General features: G+C 60.3%; 16 protein-coding genes. 14 read left to right on the top strand and 2 right to left on the bottom strand.

Going from position 1 to position 19864, the window contains the following annotated elements:
* Positions 1-5 precede the first annotated feature (5 nt).
* Both EDE12_RS18940 and EDE12_RS18945 read right to left on the bottom strand, forming a co-directional pair.
* Positions 6-464, bottom strand: coding sequence for a YaiI/YqxD family protein (locus tag EDE12_RS18940; RefSeq protein ID WP_026599190.1), 459 nt, complete (start codon positions 462-464; stop codon positions 6-8).
* 154 nt (positions 465-618) lie between these two features.
* Positions 619-1329 (bottom strand): DNA helicase, encoded by a 711-nt coding sequence (locus EDE12_RS18945; protein WP_024880796.1) that lies wholly within the window; start codon positions 1327-1329, stop codon positions 619-621.
* Positions 1330-1635: 306 nt separating this feature from the next.
* Here EDE12_RS18945 and EDE12_RS21960 point away from each other — a divergent pair, with 306 nt between their 5' ends.
* From EDE12_RS21960 to EDE12_RS19010, 14 genes are all read left to right on the top strand, one after another.
* Positions 1636-1803 (top strand): hypothetical protein, encoded by a 168-nt coding sequence (locus EDE12_RS21960; protein ID WP_157198946.1) that lies wholly within the window; start codon positions 1636-1638, stop codon positions 1801-1803.
* Between the two features lie 274 nt (positions 1804-2077).
* Entirely contained in the window at positions 2078-2893 is an 816-nt protein-coding gene (locus EDE12_RS18950; protein ID WP_051592535.1) for a DUF4261 domain-containing protein, read from the top strand.
* A gap of 50 nt (positions 2894-2943) precedes the next feature.
* Entirely contained in the window at positions 2944-3630 is a 687-nt protein-coding gene (locus EDE12_RS18955) for a DUF1629 domain-containing protein (protein ID WP_166671896.1), read from the top strand.
* A gap of 1526 nt (positions 3631-5156) precedes the next feature.
* Positions 5157-9332 carry a S8 family serine peptidase gene (locus tag EDE12_RS18960; RefSeq protein WP_134188229.1) on the top strand — a complete coding sequence of 1392 codons (4176 nt, stop codon included), beginning with the start codon at positions 5157-5159 and terminating at the stop codon, positions 9330-9332.
* Between the two features lie 21 nt (positions 9333-9353).
* Complete coding sequence (locus EDE12_RS18965) at positions 9354-9716, top strand: hypothetical protein (RefSeq protein WP_134188230.1); 363 nt, start codon at positions 9354-9356, stop codon at positions 9714-9716.
* 133 nt (positions 9717-9849) lie between these two features.
* Complete coding sequence (locus EDE12_RS18970) at positions 9850-11994, top strand: type I secretion system permease/ATPase (protein WP_026599194.1); 2145 nt, start codon at positions 9850-9852, stop codon at positions 11992-11994.
* Complete coding sequence (locus tag EDE12_RS18975; RefSeq protein ID WP_026599195.1) at positions 11994-13448, top strand: HlyD family type I secretion periplasmic adaptor subunit; 1455 nt, start codon at positions 11994-11996, stop codon at positions 13446-13448. Before EDE12_RS18970 ends, EDE12_RS18975 begins: the two co-directional genes overlap by 1 nt.
* Before the next feature lie 206 nt (positions 13449-13654).
* The gene (locus EDE12_RS18980; protein WP_245275798.1) at positions 13655-14983 is read left to right on the top strand and encodes a TolC family outer membrane protein; all 1329 of its coding nucleotides are present in this window, start codon (positions 13655-13657) and stop codon (positions 14981-14983) included.
* A gap of 428 nt (positions 14984-15411) precedes the next feature.
* Positions 15412-15903: a hypothetical protein gene (locus tag EDE12_RS18985; protein WP_134188231.1), complete on the top strand. Its 492-nt coding sequence runs from the start codon at positions 15412-15414 to the stop codon at positions 15901-15903.
* Entirely contained in the window at positions 15900-17264 is a 1365-nt protein-coding gene (locus tag EDE12_RS18990; protein WP_134188232.1) for a hypothetical protein, read from the top strand. Before EDE12_RS18985 ends, EDE12_RS18990 begins: the two co-directional genes overlap by 4 nt.
* 155 nt (positions 17265-17419) lie before the next feature.
* A complete protein-coding gene (locus EDE12_RS18995) occupies positions 17420-17809 on the top strand; it encodes a hypothetical protein (protein WP_051592538.1) in 390 nt (129 codons plus the stop codon).
* A 271-nt stretch (positions 17810-18080) separates the two neighbouring features.
* Complete coding sequence (locus EDE12_RS19000) at positions 18081-18689, top strand: hypothetical protein (protein ID WP_134188233.1); 609 nt, start codon at positions 18081-18083, stop codon at positions 18687-18689.
* Positions 18690-18740: 51 nt separating this feature from the next.
* On the top strand, positions 18741-19535 hold the full coding sequence (locus tag EDE12_RS19005) for a hypothetical protein (RefSeq protein ID WP_026599199.1): 795 nt from the start codon (positions 18741-18743) through the stop codon (positions 19533-19535).
* A gap of 76 nt (positions 19536-19611) precedes the next feature.
* The gene (locus EDE12_RS19010) at positions 19612-19806 is read left to right on the top strand and encodes a hypothetical protein (RefSeq protein ID WP_026599200.1); all 195 of its coding nucleotides are present in this window, start codon (positions 19612-19614) and stop codon (positions 19804-19806) included.
* Positions 19807-19864: the final 58 nt, after the last annotated feature.

Genomic DNA, 19864 nt, shown 5'->3' on the forward strand with positions numbered 1-19864 from the left:
CCGGTCTATCGCCGCCGTCTCTGCTCTCTGGCGATGGCCTGATCCAAGGCCTGAAGGAACTGCGACCGGGCGGCCGAAGAAAACGGCGGCGGCCCGCCGGTGACCTCGCCCGTCGAGCGTATATGCTCCATGAGCGAGCGCTGCGCGAGCGCCAGACCGATCGAATCCTTGGTGAAGGCGCGGCCATAGGGCGCGATGGCGTGCGCGTCCTTCGCCAATACACGCGCGGCCAAAGGAATATCGGCGGTGACGACCACATCTCCGGCGGCGACCTGCTCGGCGATCCAATCATCGGCCGCGTCGGCTCCCACCTCGACGATGATCCGCGAGATCATCGGCGATCGCGGGATTTGCATGAAGCTGTTGGAGACGACGAAAGTCTGCAGCCCATAGCGAGAGGCGACCTTATACGTCTCATCCTTCACAGGGCATGCGTCGCCGTCGATGTAGATTTTGATCGTCATGACGCTTTCTAGCCGATCGGGCGTCGGTCGTCGCCCGATCGGGAGCGAGGTCCCGTTCATTCATTGCCGTACACGCCCGGCGATGTCGCGCCAATTTCGGTCATTGAAAGACGACTGCCGCGGAACTTCTGCTGAGCCGCGGCAGTTGAGCATTTTACGCCAAGTCTTGCAGTTGGGCCTCCCCACTATGCAAGAAACAAGCTTTTGTGAATAGCCCTAACTCAACCAGATTGGGCAGGCGGATGTCCCGGATATCCGGTAGTCGTTTACTCTCTGGATTAAACGAACGGTCAATCTGGGATATGAAACCCAGGACAACACCCGACTCTCTGGCGAAATTTCGAAGAGCAAGAACTTGCTCAGAAAGCACTGGCTTGCTACGCTGCTGATCTAATATTTGCAGATAGTCGATGACGGCAACCGTTCCGCGCTTCGATCCCGACAAATGGCGGATAATGTAATCCGCGCTGATTTCATCCGACGTGACAATCTCCAACCTGCCTCCAACGAGAGGCTCCTTTTCCAGAGACTGGATGTGTTTCCTCACCTGCTCCTCCGTGGACTCTAATGTGAAGAACACAGCCTTCCGGTTGTCGCTGGCGGAATTAAGCAATAGCTGAAGACCAAGGGTAGTTTTGCCGTGACCAGGACGACCGGCCAACAACAGCAAATCACCATCATCTAGCCGAGATAAAATCGTTTTCGACAGAGTTGCCGCTCCGACTTGCGACGAAAGCAGGCTCCAGCGCGCAAAACCCTCCTCATGCGCAACTTGATCCAAAGCTTTGTGCAAAGGGACATTGTTAGTCCGAGCCATCAACTTGGCTCGACGCTTCAATTGGAATATCGGGGCAGAAAGTTTCATCAAGACCCTCCATTCCGAGCCGAATGCGCAACCCCTCCTCATGCGACGCTCGAACGGATGGTTCGATGATGGTATTGCCCTGTATGTGCGATACTTCCCCAAAAGGAGGGGGGAGGCGCGGGTCGAGCCTGTGGACGTGAGATTAACGAGGCCCGTGATTCGCTGCAAGGATCGACCTCAGCTTCCTCGATCATGATCGGCAAAGTCGCGCCATAACCGGCCATTCGTCGCGCGTGGCCGCAGGGATCGCTTTCTCTGGATATCGCGGACGTTCGCGCCGCCCGGATATAGTCGTTCGTCACCGCAGTGACGCTCGACCTCGCAGCCGCTCATGTGGAAGAGGCGATCGGCGACGATGGCGACGATGTGTTCAACGCCTCGGGGATGACCTCCAACGCCTTTCTCGACGGCGCCGGCGGCAATGACATATTGATCGGCGGCATCGCCGACGACGCCATCACCGCTCATGCATGAGCTTGACAGCTTTTAAATACGTAATGTAATCTGCATGCCACTCGATACGCAGTTGAGTTCAAAAATAATGGAATCCAATCCCGACGGAGACGTGCTCATTTTGTCGCATTTCGGCAAATGGGCAACACAGCGCTAATCTCGAAGACTTGATTACGTTACGGAAGTTTAGCTAATGAAGCACAGGACGGCGACCGGCGGACATGGAGGGGTTATCATTTGAACGGACCCTGAAGTGAGCAATAGACAAGCGATCCCAACATGTTGAGCAGTTTTCATGGATTATCAACTGGCCTTCGTGCTTCTCGATCGCCTAGCTAGGCCCGACATGAAGCCGCTTGCCAAGGCTGTCGGTCGCCGTCATCCCGGCGTTGCCGTGAGTGTGCCCGAAAACAACCGCACTGGCGAGCATGATCCACTGCTTCTATGCGACGGGGGGGTTGTCGCGATAATGTCGGTGATGTCGCCACTGCCACGCGACGAGGGATTACTAGCGCGCGCTTCAGCCATATGGGTGAACTCTTCGCAAGAGTTCGATCGTCAGCGAACGCATCTCATCGTGTCTGTCATGGAAAGCAAGAAGGATCGCCTTGCTGTCGCCCGCGTCATCACGGCGGTGGTGGGCGGACTGCTCGCCACCACGCCGGGTTGCCTCGGCGTCGTCTGGGGTAGCAAGCTCGCAAATCCAGCGGCTCGCTGGCTACAGATGTCAGAAGCAGCTTTCGCACCCTATCCGGATTTTCCCACTGCGCTCTGGATCGGCTTTCATCCGTTCCAGGATGAACGAACCGGCGGCGTCGGCGTCCTCACGCAGGGGTTGGCCAACTTCGTCGGGAGGGAATTGGAACTGGTCGGTCCGGTGAGTGCGTTCAAGTCTGTATTGGAGCGGGCGCACGGATTGGCGACCTATCTCGTGCAAAATGGCCTGGTTCTCGAGGATGGCAGCACCTTCGGCGTTTCAGAAACCGAACGCATCGTCGTGCGTCTTTGCATGTCGGAGCGTTTTCCAGGCTTGGCGGTTATCGCCGGCTCGCTCGCAGCCAAGAGGCGGCGGGAGGATGACGGCCGGAATTCGCCGGGACGAATCGAATAGGCGGTCCGTGTAGCACTCGCCGAATGAGAGAAATATACGGAGTGTTGACAATGGGGATTTCACGTTCCGCCAACGCCTCGGCGCTCGACGCATCGGAGAAAGCCGTGCCCACGAAGCAGCAGCAACCAGCACGGGTCAAAGCGCGAAAATTCTATCGTATAACATACAAGGCGCATTCCAGACCTAAAGGAGTTGAGCTCCTAAATAAGGACGAGGTTTTCCGCGAAGGCCCCCCCGTCGGCGTTTTTGTTCCCCCGGATTCGTTTATACGCGGCTTCCGGAACTACCCGGTCAAACCTCGATTTCGCGTCAGCACACAGCTCGGGCATAGTCCGAACGACTTTGAACAGCATCATTCGTTCTGGCTGGTGTCGGATAGGGCCAAGCAGGTTCTCGAACAGTTGAGCGAGACCGACTTCCAGTTCCTCAGCCTGGACACAGAGGTGGACGCAGGTCAGGAGCCAGCACCCCTCTGGCTGTGCGAAGTGATGCCTATGCTCGATCCGGTCGACGAAGCTCGCTCCTACGTCAGAATTGAACAGAGCGACGCCAGAACCCCTATTTATCAAATAACTCCGAGCATGAAGCTCTGCTTCGATGAAGCCTGTGTTGGCTCGCATCACGCGTTCCGTCTGACGAAAAACTTCGCCACGATCATATGCGACGACGCGTTCAAGACCGCCGTCAAGGAGGCGAAACTGACCGGTCTGCGATATCAGGACGTGACCATGTCCTGATCTTACTCAATAATTCGTGTTCCGACTTTCATCAATGAGGCTGCGCCATGGCTGTAGCATTTCAGGACCATCACATTATTTCGACTGCTATAGCAAGTAACGATGTTTTGCTTCAGACGTTGACGGCCGAAGGACTATTCGATGTCAATGTCGACTCGAACAGAATATTCTTGCCATCTTCATCGCAGCTCGCGCAAACTCTCGGTATCTCAGCACATAATGGAGGTCCATTATCATCCTACGAGACGGGCATAAGTGACTATCTGACGCGCCTGACAACCAACAACCCAACGCTTTGGTCTCAAGCGCAGGCTGGCGACAGGGCGGCACTTGAGTTTTTCGCCAACGAAGTCTCGACATTGGACAATATATTGACCACGGCGTTCCGTAACGGAGATATCTTCACGAATAATGGCAATCTCGCGGCCGGGGCCGCTGACGCTGCCAATAACGCCTTCTTCACCGACGTTTCCGGATGGGCCGCGGCCCACGGCAATGAGATCGGCGAGGTCGGCAGACTACGTGACACATTGACAGGAAATGCGTCAAAATTCATTTCCTTATCCGATGCGACCAAGGTAGACGCAGCGCTGCAATTTGCTCAATCGTCGGGCCTGAAGCTCGCGAAAGAGGTGCCTGCTGCGAGCGCCGCCGAACTTGGGAGTTATTTGAAAGCAGCGGGCATCGAAGTGCCCTCGACAGTGAATTCTGTGGCTGTCGGCGAAGTAGTTCGAGGTGTCCAAAAGGCAGACGCAGCGGCGGATATCGCGGCAGGCGGTCGCGCGCTCGGTGCCGCTGGAGCGATTCTGCTTTCCACTCCCGACGCAATCGGGACCTATGTCGCGGCTCGGGCGAATGGCGAATCCGTCCTGTCAGCAGACGGTAGAGCGGCAGTCAAAGTTCTCGAGGGTCTCGCAATCGGGGCATTCTTTCTCGTTCCGGGCATGGCCGAAGCGGCTGTCATCGGTGGAGGCATATTAGCCGGATACGTCGTGCTGAAGTCCGTCACATCAAGCGCGTGGGCCTATGTTGGAGAGCCGATCGCTCGGCTTGGGAGCCGGCTGAGCGGGGGAGACCTCGCCGACGCAAAGGCCGCGGCTATTGACGTCGGCTCGGCGATCGCTAAGTGGTCAAGGGAAGTAGTCGCGCCTTATGTCAAGAACATTGCGGATGACGTCGCCGCTTTCGCGAACGATCCGACGGGCCATGTTCAGAGCCTTTCCCAACAAATCTGGGATGCGACGAAGGGCGAACTGGGGAACCTCTTATCTGGTGGTAGCCAAATCCTGCGGGAGAATGCCGACGCCATCATGAACGCCGTTGGGCAGGGCGTTACGAACACGCTTGCCGCCGAGGCCCAATTGGCGACGCAAACGCTAGGGGGAAGCGCGGCAAGCATCAGTGCGAATTTTGCTTCTCTCAAGAGTAAGCTCGATCGCTCTGGTCTTGTCAGTTCTCAGCCAAACGGTTCTGCGAACAACTCCCGTCTCACGGTCACCGGCCAGAACTGGTCCGGTGGCGCGCCGGTGAAGTTGTTTCCCACGCTCACCGATCCGCAGCCCAATGCGCCTGGCGGCTATGGGATCGTTTCCGGTTCCGGGGCCTTCACCGCCTCGACGCCTGATATCAACATCGATGGCATCGAATCTGTAGCACGGAATTATATCGTCACTGGCAATGTCAACCCGGCGCGCCAGACGAAGCAGGCGAAGGCAAATGACGTGACCAAGCGCCTCGACGTTCTGAAGGACTGCTTCGTCGGGCCGGGGGCCGCTATATGTGCTATGACGAAAGCGCAAGGGACAAAGCTCAGCAACATCGATCCGCTCGTGCTCGATCTCAACGGCGATGGGATCACGCTCTCCGATTGGGTCTCGAACACCGTCCTCTTCAACGTCCTCGGCGACGGCCGGCTGCATCAGATCGGATGGGCCGCCGGCGGCGACGGCATTCTCGCGCTCGATCTCAATGGCAATGGCGTCATCGACAATATAACCGAGACGATTTCCGCGCAGTTCGACTGGGTGAGCTTTAATGACAGCCTCGACGCGCTCGCCTCGCTCGCTCAGCCCGGCGCCGCCGCCTTCTCGCGTGCGACATCGCAGATCAATTGGCGGACCGGCAATTCCTATTTCGACGATTTGCGCGTCTGGGTCGACGCCAATGAGGACGGCGTCACCGACGCCGGCGAATTGAAGACGCTCGATGAGCTAGGCATCGCCTCGATTTCCCTGCAAGGAACCGGCAATCACGGCGAGACGATCGCCGACAATGACATTGTGAACCGGACGAGCTTCACGCGGGCCAACGGGACGACCGGCGAAGTGGCGAGCGTCGACTTTGAGGTCAATAGCGCCGGCGCGACGCTGACGCAGCTTCCCGGCGCGACGGTCGTTCGCGCCTATGGAGACGAGACGGTCACGAGCTATGTCGTGACCGACAACGCCGGCCAGTGGATCGACGTGTCGAATTTCACGCTCGCGGACGGAACGCATCCGGACAGCTTCTATTCGACGACCGGCAATGACCTCTTCTTTGCCGATCCAAACGATACGCGCTCCTATTGGCTCGGCGGCGGAACCGGATCGCTGACGCTGCTCGGCGGGGCCGGCGACGATCTGCTGTTCATCAACGCCGCGACCGTGCAAGCCAATATAGACGGCGGCGGCGGCTTCGATATCGTCAAGGTCAATGACACGATTGGCGTGACGCTCGACCTTGCCGCCGCCCATGTGGAAGAGGCGATCGGTGACGATGGCAACGATGCGTTCAACGCCTCGGGGATGACCTCCAACGCCTTCCTCGATGGCGCCGGCGGCAATGATATATTGATCGGCGGCATCGCCGATGACGCCATCACCGGTAATACGGGCGACGATTACCTCGACGGAGGCGCCGGAAACGATGTGCTGCGCGGCGGCGACGGCAGCGATCTCATCTATGGCAATGAAGGCGACGACATCGTCTATGGCGAGGGCGGCGACGACATTCTGGTGGGCGGCGCAGTGTCGGGACCGAATGGCGCAAATATGCTCGAGGGCGATGAAGGCAATGACCTTCTGATCGGAACCGGCGGCTATTCCGTCGCGAGCTATCGGGGCTCCTTCGCCGATTACACAGTCACGCAGAATACGGACGGGACCTTCACCGTCGCCGACAGCCATGCGGATCGCGACGGAACCGACACGCTGAAAGACATTTCGACGCTGAATTTCGCCGACATCACCAATGTGGCGCTCGATCCCAGCCTGCCGACCTATGGGCTGACGCTGCCCGCCAATGATCGAATCAATGTTTCGAGCGTCGGGCCATATGTAATTTCGGCCCGCGTTGTGCTCGCCAATGACAAGAATACGGCCGGGCGCTCACTGTCGATCCGGCAATTGCTCGACGTGAACGGCAATCCGATCGCGCGCGGCGCGAGCGGCGCGGCCATCGGCGGGACGGTGGCGCTCAGCACGGACGGGGCGACGATCACCTTCACGTCTCAGGCCGGCTTCACCGGCGTGATGAAGTTCAAATATCAGGTGCAGGACAGCGCGGGGCAGACGGGCCTCTATGCGCAGCAAGTCGGCACGTCCAGTGTCGCCGAAATGGCGGGCACGGTCTTCCTCGACACGCCCGACCATCCGACCGACGAAATGTTCGACGCACAATGGTATCTGCCCGAAATCAATGTGCTGCCGGTATGGAAGGACTATACGGGCGCCGGCGTCAGCATCGCGGTTTTCGATCCTTCGGGCAATGTCGATCTGACGCATCCGGACCTCGCGGCGAACGCAGGAAATTCTTTCAAGATCGACGGCTCTTCCGGAGTCGAGCAATACGGCATGCATGCGACCCTCGTCGCCGGCGTCATCGGCGCGGAACGCAATGGCGAGGGCGTGGTCGGCGTGGCCTATGACGCGACCATCAGCTCCGTGGCGATCCCGACCGACTTCGTCGATCCAGACTATATAGATCTGACGCGCTGGCGGAATTACGACGTCGTCAACAATAGCTGGACGATGAACCCGGCCTTCGTCGATAATTTCCTGACTAATCCTACTTACGAAAACGCTTATTACTCTGCGGTCAAATACGGAAGAGGCGGCAAAGGAACCGTTCTGGTATTCGCCGCCGGCAATGACCGGGGGACCCGGAATACGAACGACCTCAATGAGACGAACTCTCTCTACGGCATAACGGTCGCCGGCATCAATGCGAAGACCGACCTTTCATCGCTGACCATTGGACCGCAGCCGTTCAGCACACAGGGCGAGACCATACTGGTTTCGGCGCCCGGCTCCAACATCGCCTCCACCAGTGAGATTCTGACGAGCTCGACGGGCACGGTCTTTGGCAGCGACTATGCGACGGCCGAAGGAACCTCCTTCGCGACGCCGATCGTTTCCGGCGTCGTGGCGCTGATGCTCGAAGCCAATCCGAACCTCGGCTATCGCGACGTGCAGGACATACTCGCCTATTCCGCACGCAAGGTGAATGATCCGGCAACGAGCTGGCAAATCAATCGGGCGACGAATTGGAACGGCGGCGGTCTGCATTACAGCCGCGACTATGGGTTCGGCGAGGTCGACGCGCGCGCCGCGGTGCGTCTCGCCGAGACCTGGCAGGGCCAGAAGACGACGGACAATCTCCTCAGCCGGGACGCTTCCAGCCAGACGGGAAGCTTCGGAAATGGATCGCATCTTGTCGAAGACTATGGGCTTTTCTATCTCTGGGGCTATTTTTTCTGGTTGCCCGTCGGAGCCCATGTCGAATACAGCAACTCGTTCACGGCGTCTTATGTGACGCCGGCCTCCGACGTGACGGCCGAGCATGTCATGATCTATGCCGATCTCGACGTCGATTTGTATCCAATTGAAAGCCTCAAAGTGGTTTATGAGCCCCTCGTCGCAAGCGGCGCGAGCTTCGATTATAATGGAACCCCTTATTACGCGACGAATTATACATATGACGATAGCCGGCAATCGATATTGCTGGACGGAGAACAATCGGTTTCCGGGCAATCGAGCTTCTACACGGGCGCCGACGGGCATAAGCATCTCAACTTTGCTTTCGGCTCGACGAAATATCGCGGCGAGGATTGGAGCGGCGGCGAACAATGGGTGTTGCGGGTTTTCAGCAATGGCCAGGAAGTGGCGCCCTCCACGAATTGGGGAATAAGAGCGTTTGGCGCGAGCGACGCCGCGCCGCGTCAGTGGATATTCACCGACGAGCTTTCCAGCGGCTCATGGATCACGCCGCAAACATCGAGTGACAGCTTCAACGCTTCGGCGGCGACCGGGAATAATATCATCGACCTGCGCGGCGGCACGACAGATTCGACGATCAATGGATGGAACATCGGTGTCGGCGGAGATATCGCCAATGGTTTTGGTGGCGATGGCAATGACACGGTGCACGGCAATTGGGAAGACAATCTGCTCGATGGTGGTCGCGGCGACGACCTGCTGACAGGCGATGGCGGCTCCGATACATTCGTTTTCCAAGCAAGCTTCGGGCACGACACGATCAGCGACTTCGAATCGGTCGATATGATGCGGTTCGACCAGACGGTGTTCGCAGACTGGTCGCAGCTTCTCGGCGCCGCGCAACAGGTCGGCGCCGACACCGTCATCTCCGTGGACGCGGCGAACACCGTGACACTGACGAATGTCGCGGTGGCGAGCTTAAATCAAAACCAGTTCCAATTTGTGTGATGAGTGGCCGCGGCGGTTTCGATGATTCCTGTTCACATAGGTTCGGATCTGGGGACTACCACCGTAGAGCGGCGGCCCGATGTCGAAGGCGCCTGGCTTCTGCTTGGTCGTTTTCGAATGATGCGCAATGCCGCGACGAGCGCGAAGAGTATCGCCGCGCCGAGCGAATTGGTTACGACTACGTGTCTTGATCTCGGCGACCTCGTTCCGGTCCACGATCGAGCCGCTGGCGCACGCTACGCGCTCTTCTCTCTATGGGAAGACCCTTCGGACGCCGATCGACCTTCGGCACTGTTCGCGTCGATCGCGAGCGTTGGCGCCTATGAATCCAGCGCGTTTCTCGCCATTTCCAGCGTCGCTCATAATCCGGTGGCAATGGCATGAGGCTCGATAGCGTCATGACGAGTTCCAGGCGGCTCCTCGAAAGCGCCGAGGAAACAGCATCGAGCTGCCTCGAGCGCCGGGCGTCACCTTCTCGAGCCGACCCGCCGGGCCGCGTCCGATCATGAACGTCCGAATGGAAGCGGACACAACCGGCGAGACAATCGACTCCGGCCTCCCTGCGCTTTGTGGGATAGCCGCTTACTATCGTATCCCTGCGGATCCAGCGCAAATCCGACGTGAGCTCGCTTTGAGCGACGCGCCGGCGAATTCGCAAGACCTCCTGCGCGCCGCTCTGCTCATAGGTCTCAAGGCGCGTATCGTTCCTCGGCTCGACAGAGAACGGCTTGCCGTGCTTCCTGCGCCTTCGATCCTGCGACTGCGCGAAGGCGCTTATCAGGTATTCGGGGGCCGCATGCCTTCGGGCCTCTTTCGGATCGTGGATCCGATCACGCGCATCGACCGTGAGCTGACGATCGAGCAGCTCGTCGAAGAGATTCAGCCGGAAGCGATATTGATCGCCCGTAAGCTCGGCGGCGCCGGCGTCGATCCGCAGACTTTCGGCTTCAAATGGTTCCTCCCCTCGATCTGGCGATATCGCCGGTCATTGGCGCATGTGATCCTCGCATCCTTCTTCGTGCAGATATTCGCGCTCGTAACGCCCTTGTTCTTTCAGGTGGTGATCGACAAGGTCTTGAGCCACAAGGGCTACGACACGTTGTTCGTGCTCGTCGGCGGCCTCGCGGTCATAGGCATTTTCGATGTCGTTCTTCAATATTTGCGCACCTACGCGCTGTCGCATACGACCAACCGCATAGATGTCGAGCTCGGGCGGCGGCTGTTCTATCATTTGTTTCGCTTGCCGATGAGCTATTTCGAGACGCGCTCGGCGGGGCAGACGGTCGCGCGCGTGCGCGAGCTCGAAACGATCCGTTCCTTTCTCACCGGACAGGGACTGTTTTCTGTGCTCGATATCTTCTTCACCATCGTCTTCATCATCGTCCTCCTCGCCTATTCGTGGAAGCTGACGCTGATCGTCCTCGTCTCGATTCCACTCTATCTGCTCATCGCCTTTCTTGTCCGTCCCGTGCTGCGCGAGCTCATCAATGAGAAATTCAACCGCGGCGCGGAAAGCCAGCAGATGCTGGTCGAAGCGATTGTCGGCGTGCAGACGATCAAGGCGTCGGCCGTGGAGCCGGCGATGCAGATGCAATGGGAGGAGAAGCTCGCAGCCTATGTCTCCTCTTCCTTCGATGCGGGCTTGGTCGGCGCGGGCGGGCAGAGCGCCATTCAATATGTCACCAAGCTGACCAGCGCCGCGCTGTTGCTGTTCGGCGCCAAGGCGGTGATCGACGGCGATTTGTCGGTCGGCGAGCTCGTCGCATTCAACATGATCGCCGGCCAAGTCGCGCAGCCCATCCTGCGCCTGTCGCAAATCTGGCAGGACTTCCAGCAGGTGCAGATCTCGATCGATCGCCTCGGCGACATTCTCAACATGCCGACCGAGCCGCTGAATATCGCGCATGGCAATCTTCCGCCGGCGAAGGGCGCCATCGAATTGCGCAATGTGACGTTCCGCTATCGCCCCGGTGCGCCAGAGGCTCTGAAGAATGTCTCGCTAACGATCCGGCCCGGCGAGGTCATCGGGATCGTCGGGCGGTCTGGCTCCGGCAAGTCGACGCTGACCAAGCTCATTCAACGATTCTACCTGCCCGAGGAAGGGCAGGTGCTCGTCGATGGGGTCGACCTCTCGCAGGTCAGTCCCGCTTGGCTGCGTGCGCAGATCGGCGTCGTCCTCCAGGAAAATCTGCTCTTCAACCGCTCGATCCACGACAATATCGCGCTGTCCGGCTCCATGCCGCGCGCTCGGGTGATGGCGGCGGCGCGGCTCGCCGGCGCCGATGATTTCGTGAGCCGGCTGCCGCGAGGCTATGACACGATCATCGAAGAGCGCGGCGCCAATCTCTCGGGCGGCCAGCGTCAACGTCTGGCGATCGCCCGCGCGCTCGCCATGAATCCGCCGATGCTGATCTTCGACGAGGCGACCAGCGCGCTCGACTACGAGAGCGAACGGATCATTCAGAAGAACATGCTCGAAATCGTCAAAGGCCGAACGGTCATCATCATCGCTCATCGTCTACAGGCAGTGCGGCCTTGCCACCGCATCGTCGGCATCGAGGAAGGCCGCATCGTCGAGATCGGCGCGCATGACGAGCTGCTGCGCAAGAATGGGCTCTATGCCCACCTTTGGGCGCTGCAAAACGATCTCGCGGAGGCGTGATGTCTTTTTTGAAGCGTTTCGCGGACAAGGAGACCGAATTCGTCCGGCGCCAAATGACGCGCTCCGACCAGGAGTTCCTGCCCGCGGCGCTCGCCATATTGGAGACGCCGCCTTCGCCGATCCAGATCGGTCTCCTCTGGAGCATCTGCCTGCTCGCGATCTTCGCCATTGGCTGGAGCTATTTCGGTCAGATCGACATTCTAGCCACAGCGCAGGGAAAGATTCAGCCCTCGGGCCGGGTCAAGACGGTCCAGCCGCTGGAGATCGGCAAGGTGGTCGCCGTCCAGATCGAGAACGGCCAGCATGTCGCGGCGGGCGATGTGCTGATCGAGCTCGACCCGACCGAAGCCTTCGCTGACGAGACGTCGTCGCGAGCGGCTCATGCGGCGTTCCGCGCCGAATGGCTGCGCCGGAAGGCGGCGATCGCCGCCGCGGAAGGGCGAGATATCGCTCGCCCACCGACGATCGTCTGGCCGGAGGACATTTCCGAGGAGATAAGAGCACGTGAGCAACGGGTGCTCGACGGAGACCTGTCACAATTGAGTGCAGCCGTTCTGAGTTTCGACGCACAGATCGTCGAGAAGCGCGCAGAGGAAAAGCGCCTCGAGAATACGATCGCCGCTCAGGAGAGGCTGATCGATACATTGACGAAGCGGGTCTCCATGCGGACGGCCCTCGTTGCGCGCAAGGCCATAGCGATGGCGAGCCTGATCGACGCGCAGGAAGCGTTGCAGAGCCAGCAGACCGCGCTCGCGACGCAAAAGGGACAACTCGCGGAGGCGCGCGCCAATGTCGACGTGCTGACGAAGGAGCGCGACAAGGCGTTCGGTAACTTCCTCGCCGACAATGCGCAGAAGCTCTCCGAGGCCGGTCGACAAATCGACGATCTCGAGCAGAAAGCATCGAAGGCCCATGCTCGGGCGGGTCATATGACGCTCTCGAGCCCGATCGCCGGCGTGGTCATGGGCCTATCCGTCACCTCGAGGAATCAAGTGGTCACGCCCGGCGAAGAACTCATGCGCATCATTCCGGACGACGCCGGCCTCGAGATCGAATGCTACGCGCAGAATAAGGACATAGGCTTCATCCAGACCGGCCAGGCTGCCGTCATCAAGATCGAGTCCTTCCCCTTCACGCGCTACGGCTCTCTCGACGGACATGTCATGCGAGTGGCGCGCGACGCGATCCCGGAGCCCGATGCGCAGGCCATCGAGGGCAATCCGGCCAAGACGACGAAGGCGAGCTATTTCGGCGGCGCGCAACGCACGCAGAACCTCGTGTTTCCGGTGACTGTGGCGCCCGACAGCCGGATCATGAACGTCGATGGGCAGGCCGTTCCTCTTTCGCCGGGAATGGCGGTCTCGGTCGAGATCAAGACAGGCAAGCGTCGAATTCTCGAATATTTGTTCTCCCCGCTGGTGGAGACCGCGTCGCGCGCCATGAGAGAGAGATGATCGATACTCGACGCCACATGTAGAAGCGCATGGCGTCGTTCGATCTTTATTGTATCTACGACCTGTGAGAGTTCCGCGTCATGCCTTATAAATTTTGGGCGATCCTACGCGTCGGCGCGTCGCGCGCTTTCCATCTGGCGACTGTCGCGGCCGTTTCCATCTTCTCCCTTTGTCCTTCGGCTTCGCGCATCGCTCGCGCGGAGACCATGAAATCTTCACTCGCTCGGGCCTATCTCGGCAATCCCGACCTGAACCAGCAGCGGGCCAATGTGAGCGCCCGCAATGAGGACGTCGCGAAAGCGGCGGGCGGCATGCGGCCGAAGCTGAACGCGTCGGTCAATGGCGGTCCACAGTTCAATCGCCTTCGTCAGCCCGCCGGCCGCAATAGCAGCAATGAGAGGGTCTACAGCACGGAGCATGTCATCGGAGAACCGCGCGCCGCTTCATTCGGGCTGACGCAGACATTGTTCGATGGCTGGCGGACCGATAATTCGATCCGGCAGGCCGAGGCGAATGTCTTCGCGGCTCGGGAAACCACATGCCTCACAGAACAGGCGACACTTCTGAACGGCGCGACCGCCTATATGAATGTCTTGCGCGACACCGCCATCGTGTCGCTGCGAAAAAGCAACATCGCCGTTCTGGAGGAGCAATTGCGCGTGACGCGCGACCGCGCCGAGCTCGGCGATACGACGCTGACCGATGTCGCGCAGGCGCTGGCCGCGGTCGCGCATGCACGAACGGAATTCTATGCGTCACAAGCCGCGCTCGACGCGAGCGCCGCGAGCTTTCGTCAGATCATCGGCGTCGAGCCCGGTCGCCTCGATCCTGCGCCGCCGATCGAGGCGCTCCTGCCCAAGACAGTGGAGGAGGCCACTGCGATCGCGCTCGTCGAGCATCCCGGCATCGTCGCCGCGATGAGGCAGGTCGACGCCGCGGATTATGCGGTGAAGGTCGACGAGGGCGCCCTGCTGCCGACGCTTTCCGCGAACCTTCAAGTCAATCAGCAATATGATTCGTTCTTCGGCATTCCCGGCGCGCGGCAGTTCACCGCGCAGGCGAGCGGCGCGCTCAACATCCCGATCTATCAGGGTGGCGTCGAATATGCGTCGATCCGCCAGGCGAAGGCCCAATTGCGCCAGGCGCGCTTCAATGCTGATCTTCAGCGCGATTCCGTTCGCGCCGGCGTGGTCACGAGTTTCGGCCAGCTTCGGAACGCGAAGGCGTCCATTGGCTCCGGCCGCGTCGCCGTGAAGGCGGCCGAAGCGGCTCTGAAGGGCGTGCGCGACGAGGCCCGATTCGGCCAGCGAACGACGCTCGACGTGCTCAACGCGCAGCAGACGCTGCTCAACGCGCGCGTCGATCTGGTCACGGCGCAGCGGGACCGCGTCGTCGCCAGCTATGCTGTCCTCGGCGCGATCGGCCGTCTCTACGCCGAGCGGCTGAATCTCGATGCGACCATCTACGACCCGACGCAGGACCTCGAGGAAGCCAGGAGCAAATGGATTGGCCTCGAGGGCCCAAACGAACGGTAGCGCCGCGCCGCCTTGTCGCTCGATCGAGAGCTCCAGCTCATCGAATTCGGCAACGGCCTGATCGCACGCGCTTTCATCGGATGTCTGCTGATGGCGTAACCGGACGTCGCCCCGATGGACGGGACGCGGCTGCAACGGGTCATAGATCCCACTTCGCGGCCCGACAGGGGAGGTCGCGCCGTCGCTCGGCAAGGACGCGTCGACAGAGCATTGGCGAGGGCGGCGCGTGCTCGACCGCCGTTCTTTTGGAATGCCCCTGTCTCGAATCCCGTTGAAATCCCCGTTGGAATTGACCCGGCCCTTGTCGAGGGCGGCAAAATCAGCGAGCTTGAGCTCCAGAACGACTGGCGTCCTGGCGGATGTCGGCGAGCATTTCCCCCGGCGGCCGACACGAGCCCGTTCCGCCCAAATCGGAAGATAAGGAAACGATGAACATGAAACTCCCGCTGCTGGTCGTCGCCGCTACGCTCGTCTGCGCCAGCCCTGCGCCGGCGCAGGTCAAAGGATTTGGCCCGGGTTTCGACAACTGGAATTTCACCGCGACGAAAGAGGGGAAGGGCGTCACCAATTGCCGCGCTACGCGCAGGGTCGGCGGGCGCGACGACATCATCGCGCTGAAGACAGATCGCAAGGACTATGTGAGCGTTCGCGCTGAAGACCGCAAAGGCCGCTGGGCCGAATCCTTCATCGTCCCCTTCCGCGAGCCGTCCAATGGTCAGCAATACCCAGGCACGGTGGAAGCCGACGGCAAGCGCATGTGGATGTTGGTCGACCGCAATTTCATCGAGACCATCATGCAGCGCGGCGGCTATGACCTTTACCTCGGCGGCAGCGAGGACACCGACAAGGCGCCGCTCGGCAGTCAGGCGGCCAAGGCCTTCATTCGCCTGAAGGAATGCATCGTCGCCAACGGAGGTTGACCGCCGTCGGGATCGTGATCCAGCCAACGCAGGAATTGATAATGAACGTGTTGAATTCGGGCGCTCTCAGGAGTGCTGAACGCATGTATCGCTGCGCCTTGGTCGGGCTGGCGCTCGCGGCGAGCCCGATCATGCTGCACTCGGCGGCGGCGCGGCCGGTGCAATGCAAGCTGACGGTCGACGGCAAGAGCTTTACGAACGGCGATTGCGACTTCGAAGCGCTGGGCAAGGACGGCTCTTTCATTCTCAGAGCTAAGAGCGGCATTTTCGTTTACGTCACGGTCAACGCGCCCGGCGTCGCGGACGCCAGTTGGAATGAGCAGCCTTCATCGACGCATGCGCAAGCGCCGCTCGGTGAAGTTCGCCAGCAAGGCGCTTGCTGGTCCAATAAGCGCACGATTCTCTGTGCGTGGCAGCCTGGCCAAGCGCCGACGCGCCCGACCGCCGAGGTCGTCCCCCCAGTGGCGACGCAGGCGACGGCGCCTCGCATCGCGACTCCCTCTCTCGAGGCGGCGGAGCAAAAGGCCGGCCTGCTGACGCTGTCGGGGATGCGCAGCGGGACGGCGTGCATGATCGCGGAAAGTCCCAAGAAGGGCGCGCATCTGGTGATCGGCAAGGGAGACGAGTGCAGCGGGCCGAATGCCCATTTCGTCCTCGGCTCCGACAATATCGTTCAACTCGCACAAGCTCCCGATTTCTGCGTCGCCTCCAAAGATCGTGCCGGAGAGCCCGCTTTTGTCGGTGAGTGCGCCACCGCCAGCCTTCTCGTTTACAACGCAGACGAGCGATCCGTCGGCGCCGTGGCCGGCGAAGCGCTTTGCCTCGGCCTGAAAGGGCGTCCCGAGGAAAGCCAGATCGCGTCAGGACAGCCCTTCGTCAGCAAGACCTGCGCGAAAGCGCTCGACCAGACGCTGAGCTGGCAAGTCGTGAAAGGCGCAGCGCAGCCCGCGGCCAACGCGACGGCGCCGGCGAGCGCGCAGACGCAAGCCGCGGCCAACGGCCTTTCGGCCTCGAGCTTCAAGCCAGTCTCCAACGATGACCTGTCGAAGCTGGATTTTGGCGGGTGCAGCTTCACCCTGTCGCGCGGCGAAGACATGCTCGTTCTCGTCGACATCGAACATCCCAAGAAGAGGGCGGCCTTCAAGATCGACGGCAAGCTGACCACCATCGAGGCGTCCGCCGCGAGCCCCGGCGCCTATTGGACAGGGAATTCGGGTGGCGCGGTTTTGCGTCTGATCAAGGGCAAACGCGATCCGAAATACAAGAACGACGGCGGCGGCCAGGGCGGCGACGGAAGCCTCGAATGGAGCGGCCCCGGAGGCGCGGGCGCGTTGCCGCTGCGGTGGGAGGAAGGTTGCTGAGCAGCAGCCAACAGCGAGAACGGAGCTTGCAGGCGTCATCTGCGGCAGTGTGGCGGCGTCCGCTCTCGATAGGTGAAGTCGCTTTGTCAAAGGCGGCAAATTTGGGAAGATTCGAGCGGGGATCGCCCGCCAGATCGAGTTCAAAGAGGGTGAAGATGAAAAAATATGTCGCGTTATCGTTCGCTCTCGGGGTTTTCGCCAGCATAGAGGGCGCATTGGCGATGCCTAACGATCCGGATCAGTCGCCGGCCGCTCTCGGCACGGTCTGGAACGAGACTGAAGCCGGATGGCAGGGAACCTGGACCCGTGTCGGGAAAACCGAAAAATACAAAGCAGTCTGGACGAAGGGGGATCGCGAGGTCCGCGCGGATTTGACGATGAGCATCACCGGTGATGCTGTGTCGATCGTTCGCCGCGACACATTCGGCTCCGGCGTCGGCAAGGGCTGCCAATATGGCGGAACGATAAAGGGCTCCAACGTCACCGGGCAGTACAGCTGCGACTGGGCGAAAGGCCCCAAGCCTTGGTCCGCCAATATCCGATAGGACGGGTGGGGCTTGCAGGTTGCAAACGTGCTCTGCTCACGATCATGACGATCACAATCGGCCTGATCGATGACATAGGGGCCGCTCCTTCTCGTCCGCCTGCCGGCGCTTGCGTCTTGGGCGGAAACTTTGATACATGTCGAACGGTATAGTTCAAGCATCGGGAAAGCTTGATGGAAATGGTTCGCTCGAGGGATGTGGCGGAACGTTTCATTCTGGCGTCGGCATTCGGCGCAACCAGGGCTCCCCAGTGAATTTGGAGCAAGCAGTCTTGAGAAACGGCCGCCATTTGCCCGTCATCCTCGCTGCGCTGGCGACGAGCCTTTGCGCTCCCGAAGCCAATTCCGCCCCGCGCGCCGGAGCGCCGGCGGCCGAGGTCGTCGCGACCGCCGCGGATATAGAGGAAATCGCGCCGGGTCTGTTCCGAAGCTGGGAAAAGCTGTCCCATGACTGGGCCTTGCTTCACTTCACGAAAGACAAGGCCGGCAAGACCGTCGTCGGTTGCGACGCCGTGAAATTGACCGGCTCGGAGATCGGCTTGCGAGTCTCTGTCGACAAGGCCAGCCGAGCGCTCACCTATGGCTTCATGGGCGTTGGAACCGGGCTGATCACGAAGCCCGTCAAAGTGACCTATTGGTTCGACGACGACAGGGCGGGCGCGCAGACGGTCGATGCCAGGATCGTCAAATCGCCGGATGACATGGAATGGCTGAGCGCGTCGCAGAGCGGCGGCGAGACCGGCCTCCAAGACAAGCTGCGGACGCTCACAAAGATCACTTTCGCCTATCTGGACGAAGACAAAAGGCGCAACCAAGCCTTTCCTCTGGTCGGCGCGAATACGGCGCTCGAAAAGCTCTACGCCTGCATCGGCTCGAACTGAGTTTCGACCGCGATCCGAACGCGATCAGCGTACAAACAGGAGCAAAAAGACGTGACCATTCGCCAGTCCCTCAGCGCAGGAATCGTTCTCGCAGCTCTCGGTTCTCCCCTATCGGCTTGGGCAGACGAGACGGCCTTCGAGCAACTGGGCCGCTGGTCTGTCACCGCTGTCTCGAACGGTGGCAAGTTCGCCTATTGCTCCGCCGATGTCGACAATGGGAAAGTGCAGCTTCGGCTCGCCACCAATGGCGACACTTGGCGCGTCGGCGTTCCCTATTATGAAAGCAAGAAGAAAATCGCCGGCTATTACGGCTTTGGCGACGCCGCCGAGCAGGCCGACTTCAAGGTATCGGAAGAGGGCTGGGCGTTTCTGGCGATCGACGGCGACCAATTGAACGCCTTTCGGAGCAATCCGTCCTTCTCGATCAATCTCGATCGCGGTCTGCAAAGCTGGAAGCTGTCCGGCGCCGGCGCTGCGATCGAGAAGGCGAGCGCATGCGCGCGTAGCAAAGGCCAGAAGCAGGCGGCGGCCGCTGCATCGTCGACGCCCGGGACCGGCCGGGACTGCCCGCCGGCCGGCAAATACCGGTCGCAGAACAGCGCTCGTCCCGTGACGGTGACTTTTTTCAACGGCTCGAAGCATCCGGTCGAGATATACTGGATCGGCTTCGATGGGCAGTGGAAGAAATACCATACGCTCGGACCCGACAAAAACGTGGACCAGAAGACCTTCGCGACGCATCCTTGGGTCGCGACCGACGCGCGCGGCAATTGCTTCCGCGAGGTGTTCATGCCGGACCCGGACGGCGGGCCGGAGAACAACAATTTCCAAGTCTGGTTTGATTGACCCTGCTGGCGCGCGGACGCGAATCTATGAGGCGGGACTGAAAATGTCGGTCGGGTCACGAAGCTGAGGATGGAAGATGATCACGTGGCGCAGCGCGATGATCGGCGCGTATTTTATGGCAGTGACGCCAGCGTCGGCGGAACAGCTTCCAGCGTTCGGCAACGAAGAGATGTCTTGCGGCGAATATGGCAAATGGGCGGTCTCGATCATCAAGCGCGCGCAAGGCAAGGGTTGTGACGTGCCCCTGAAAAATCCCACCAGCATCGATTAGAGTCCGGCCGATTGCAGGACGGACACGATGAAGAAGAAACGGTTCACAGAAGAGCAGA

It is taken from the genome of Methylosinus sp. sav-2, assembly GCF_004366495.1.
Lineage (GTDB): Bacteria > Pseudomonadota > Alphaproteobacteria > Rhizobiales > Beijerinckiaceae > Methylosinus.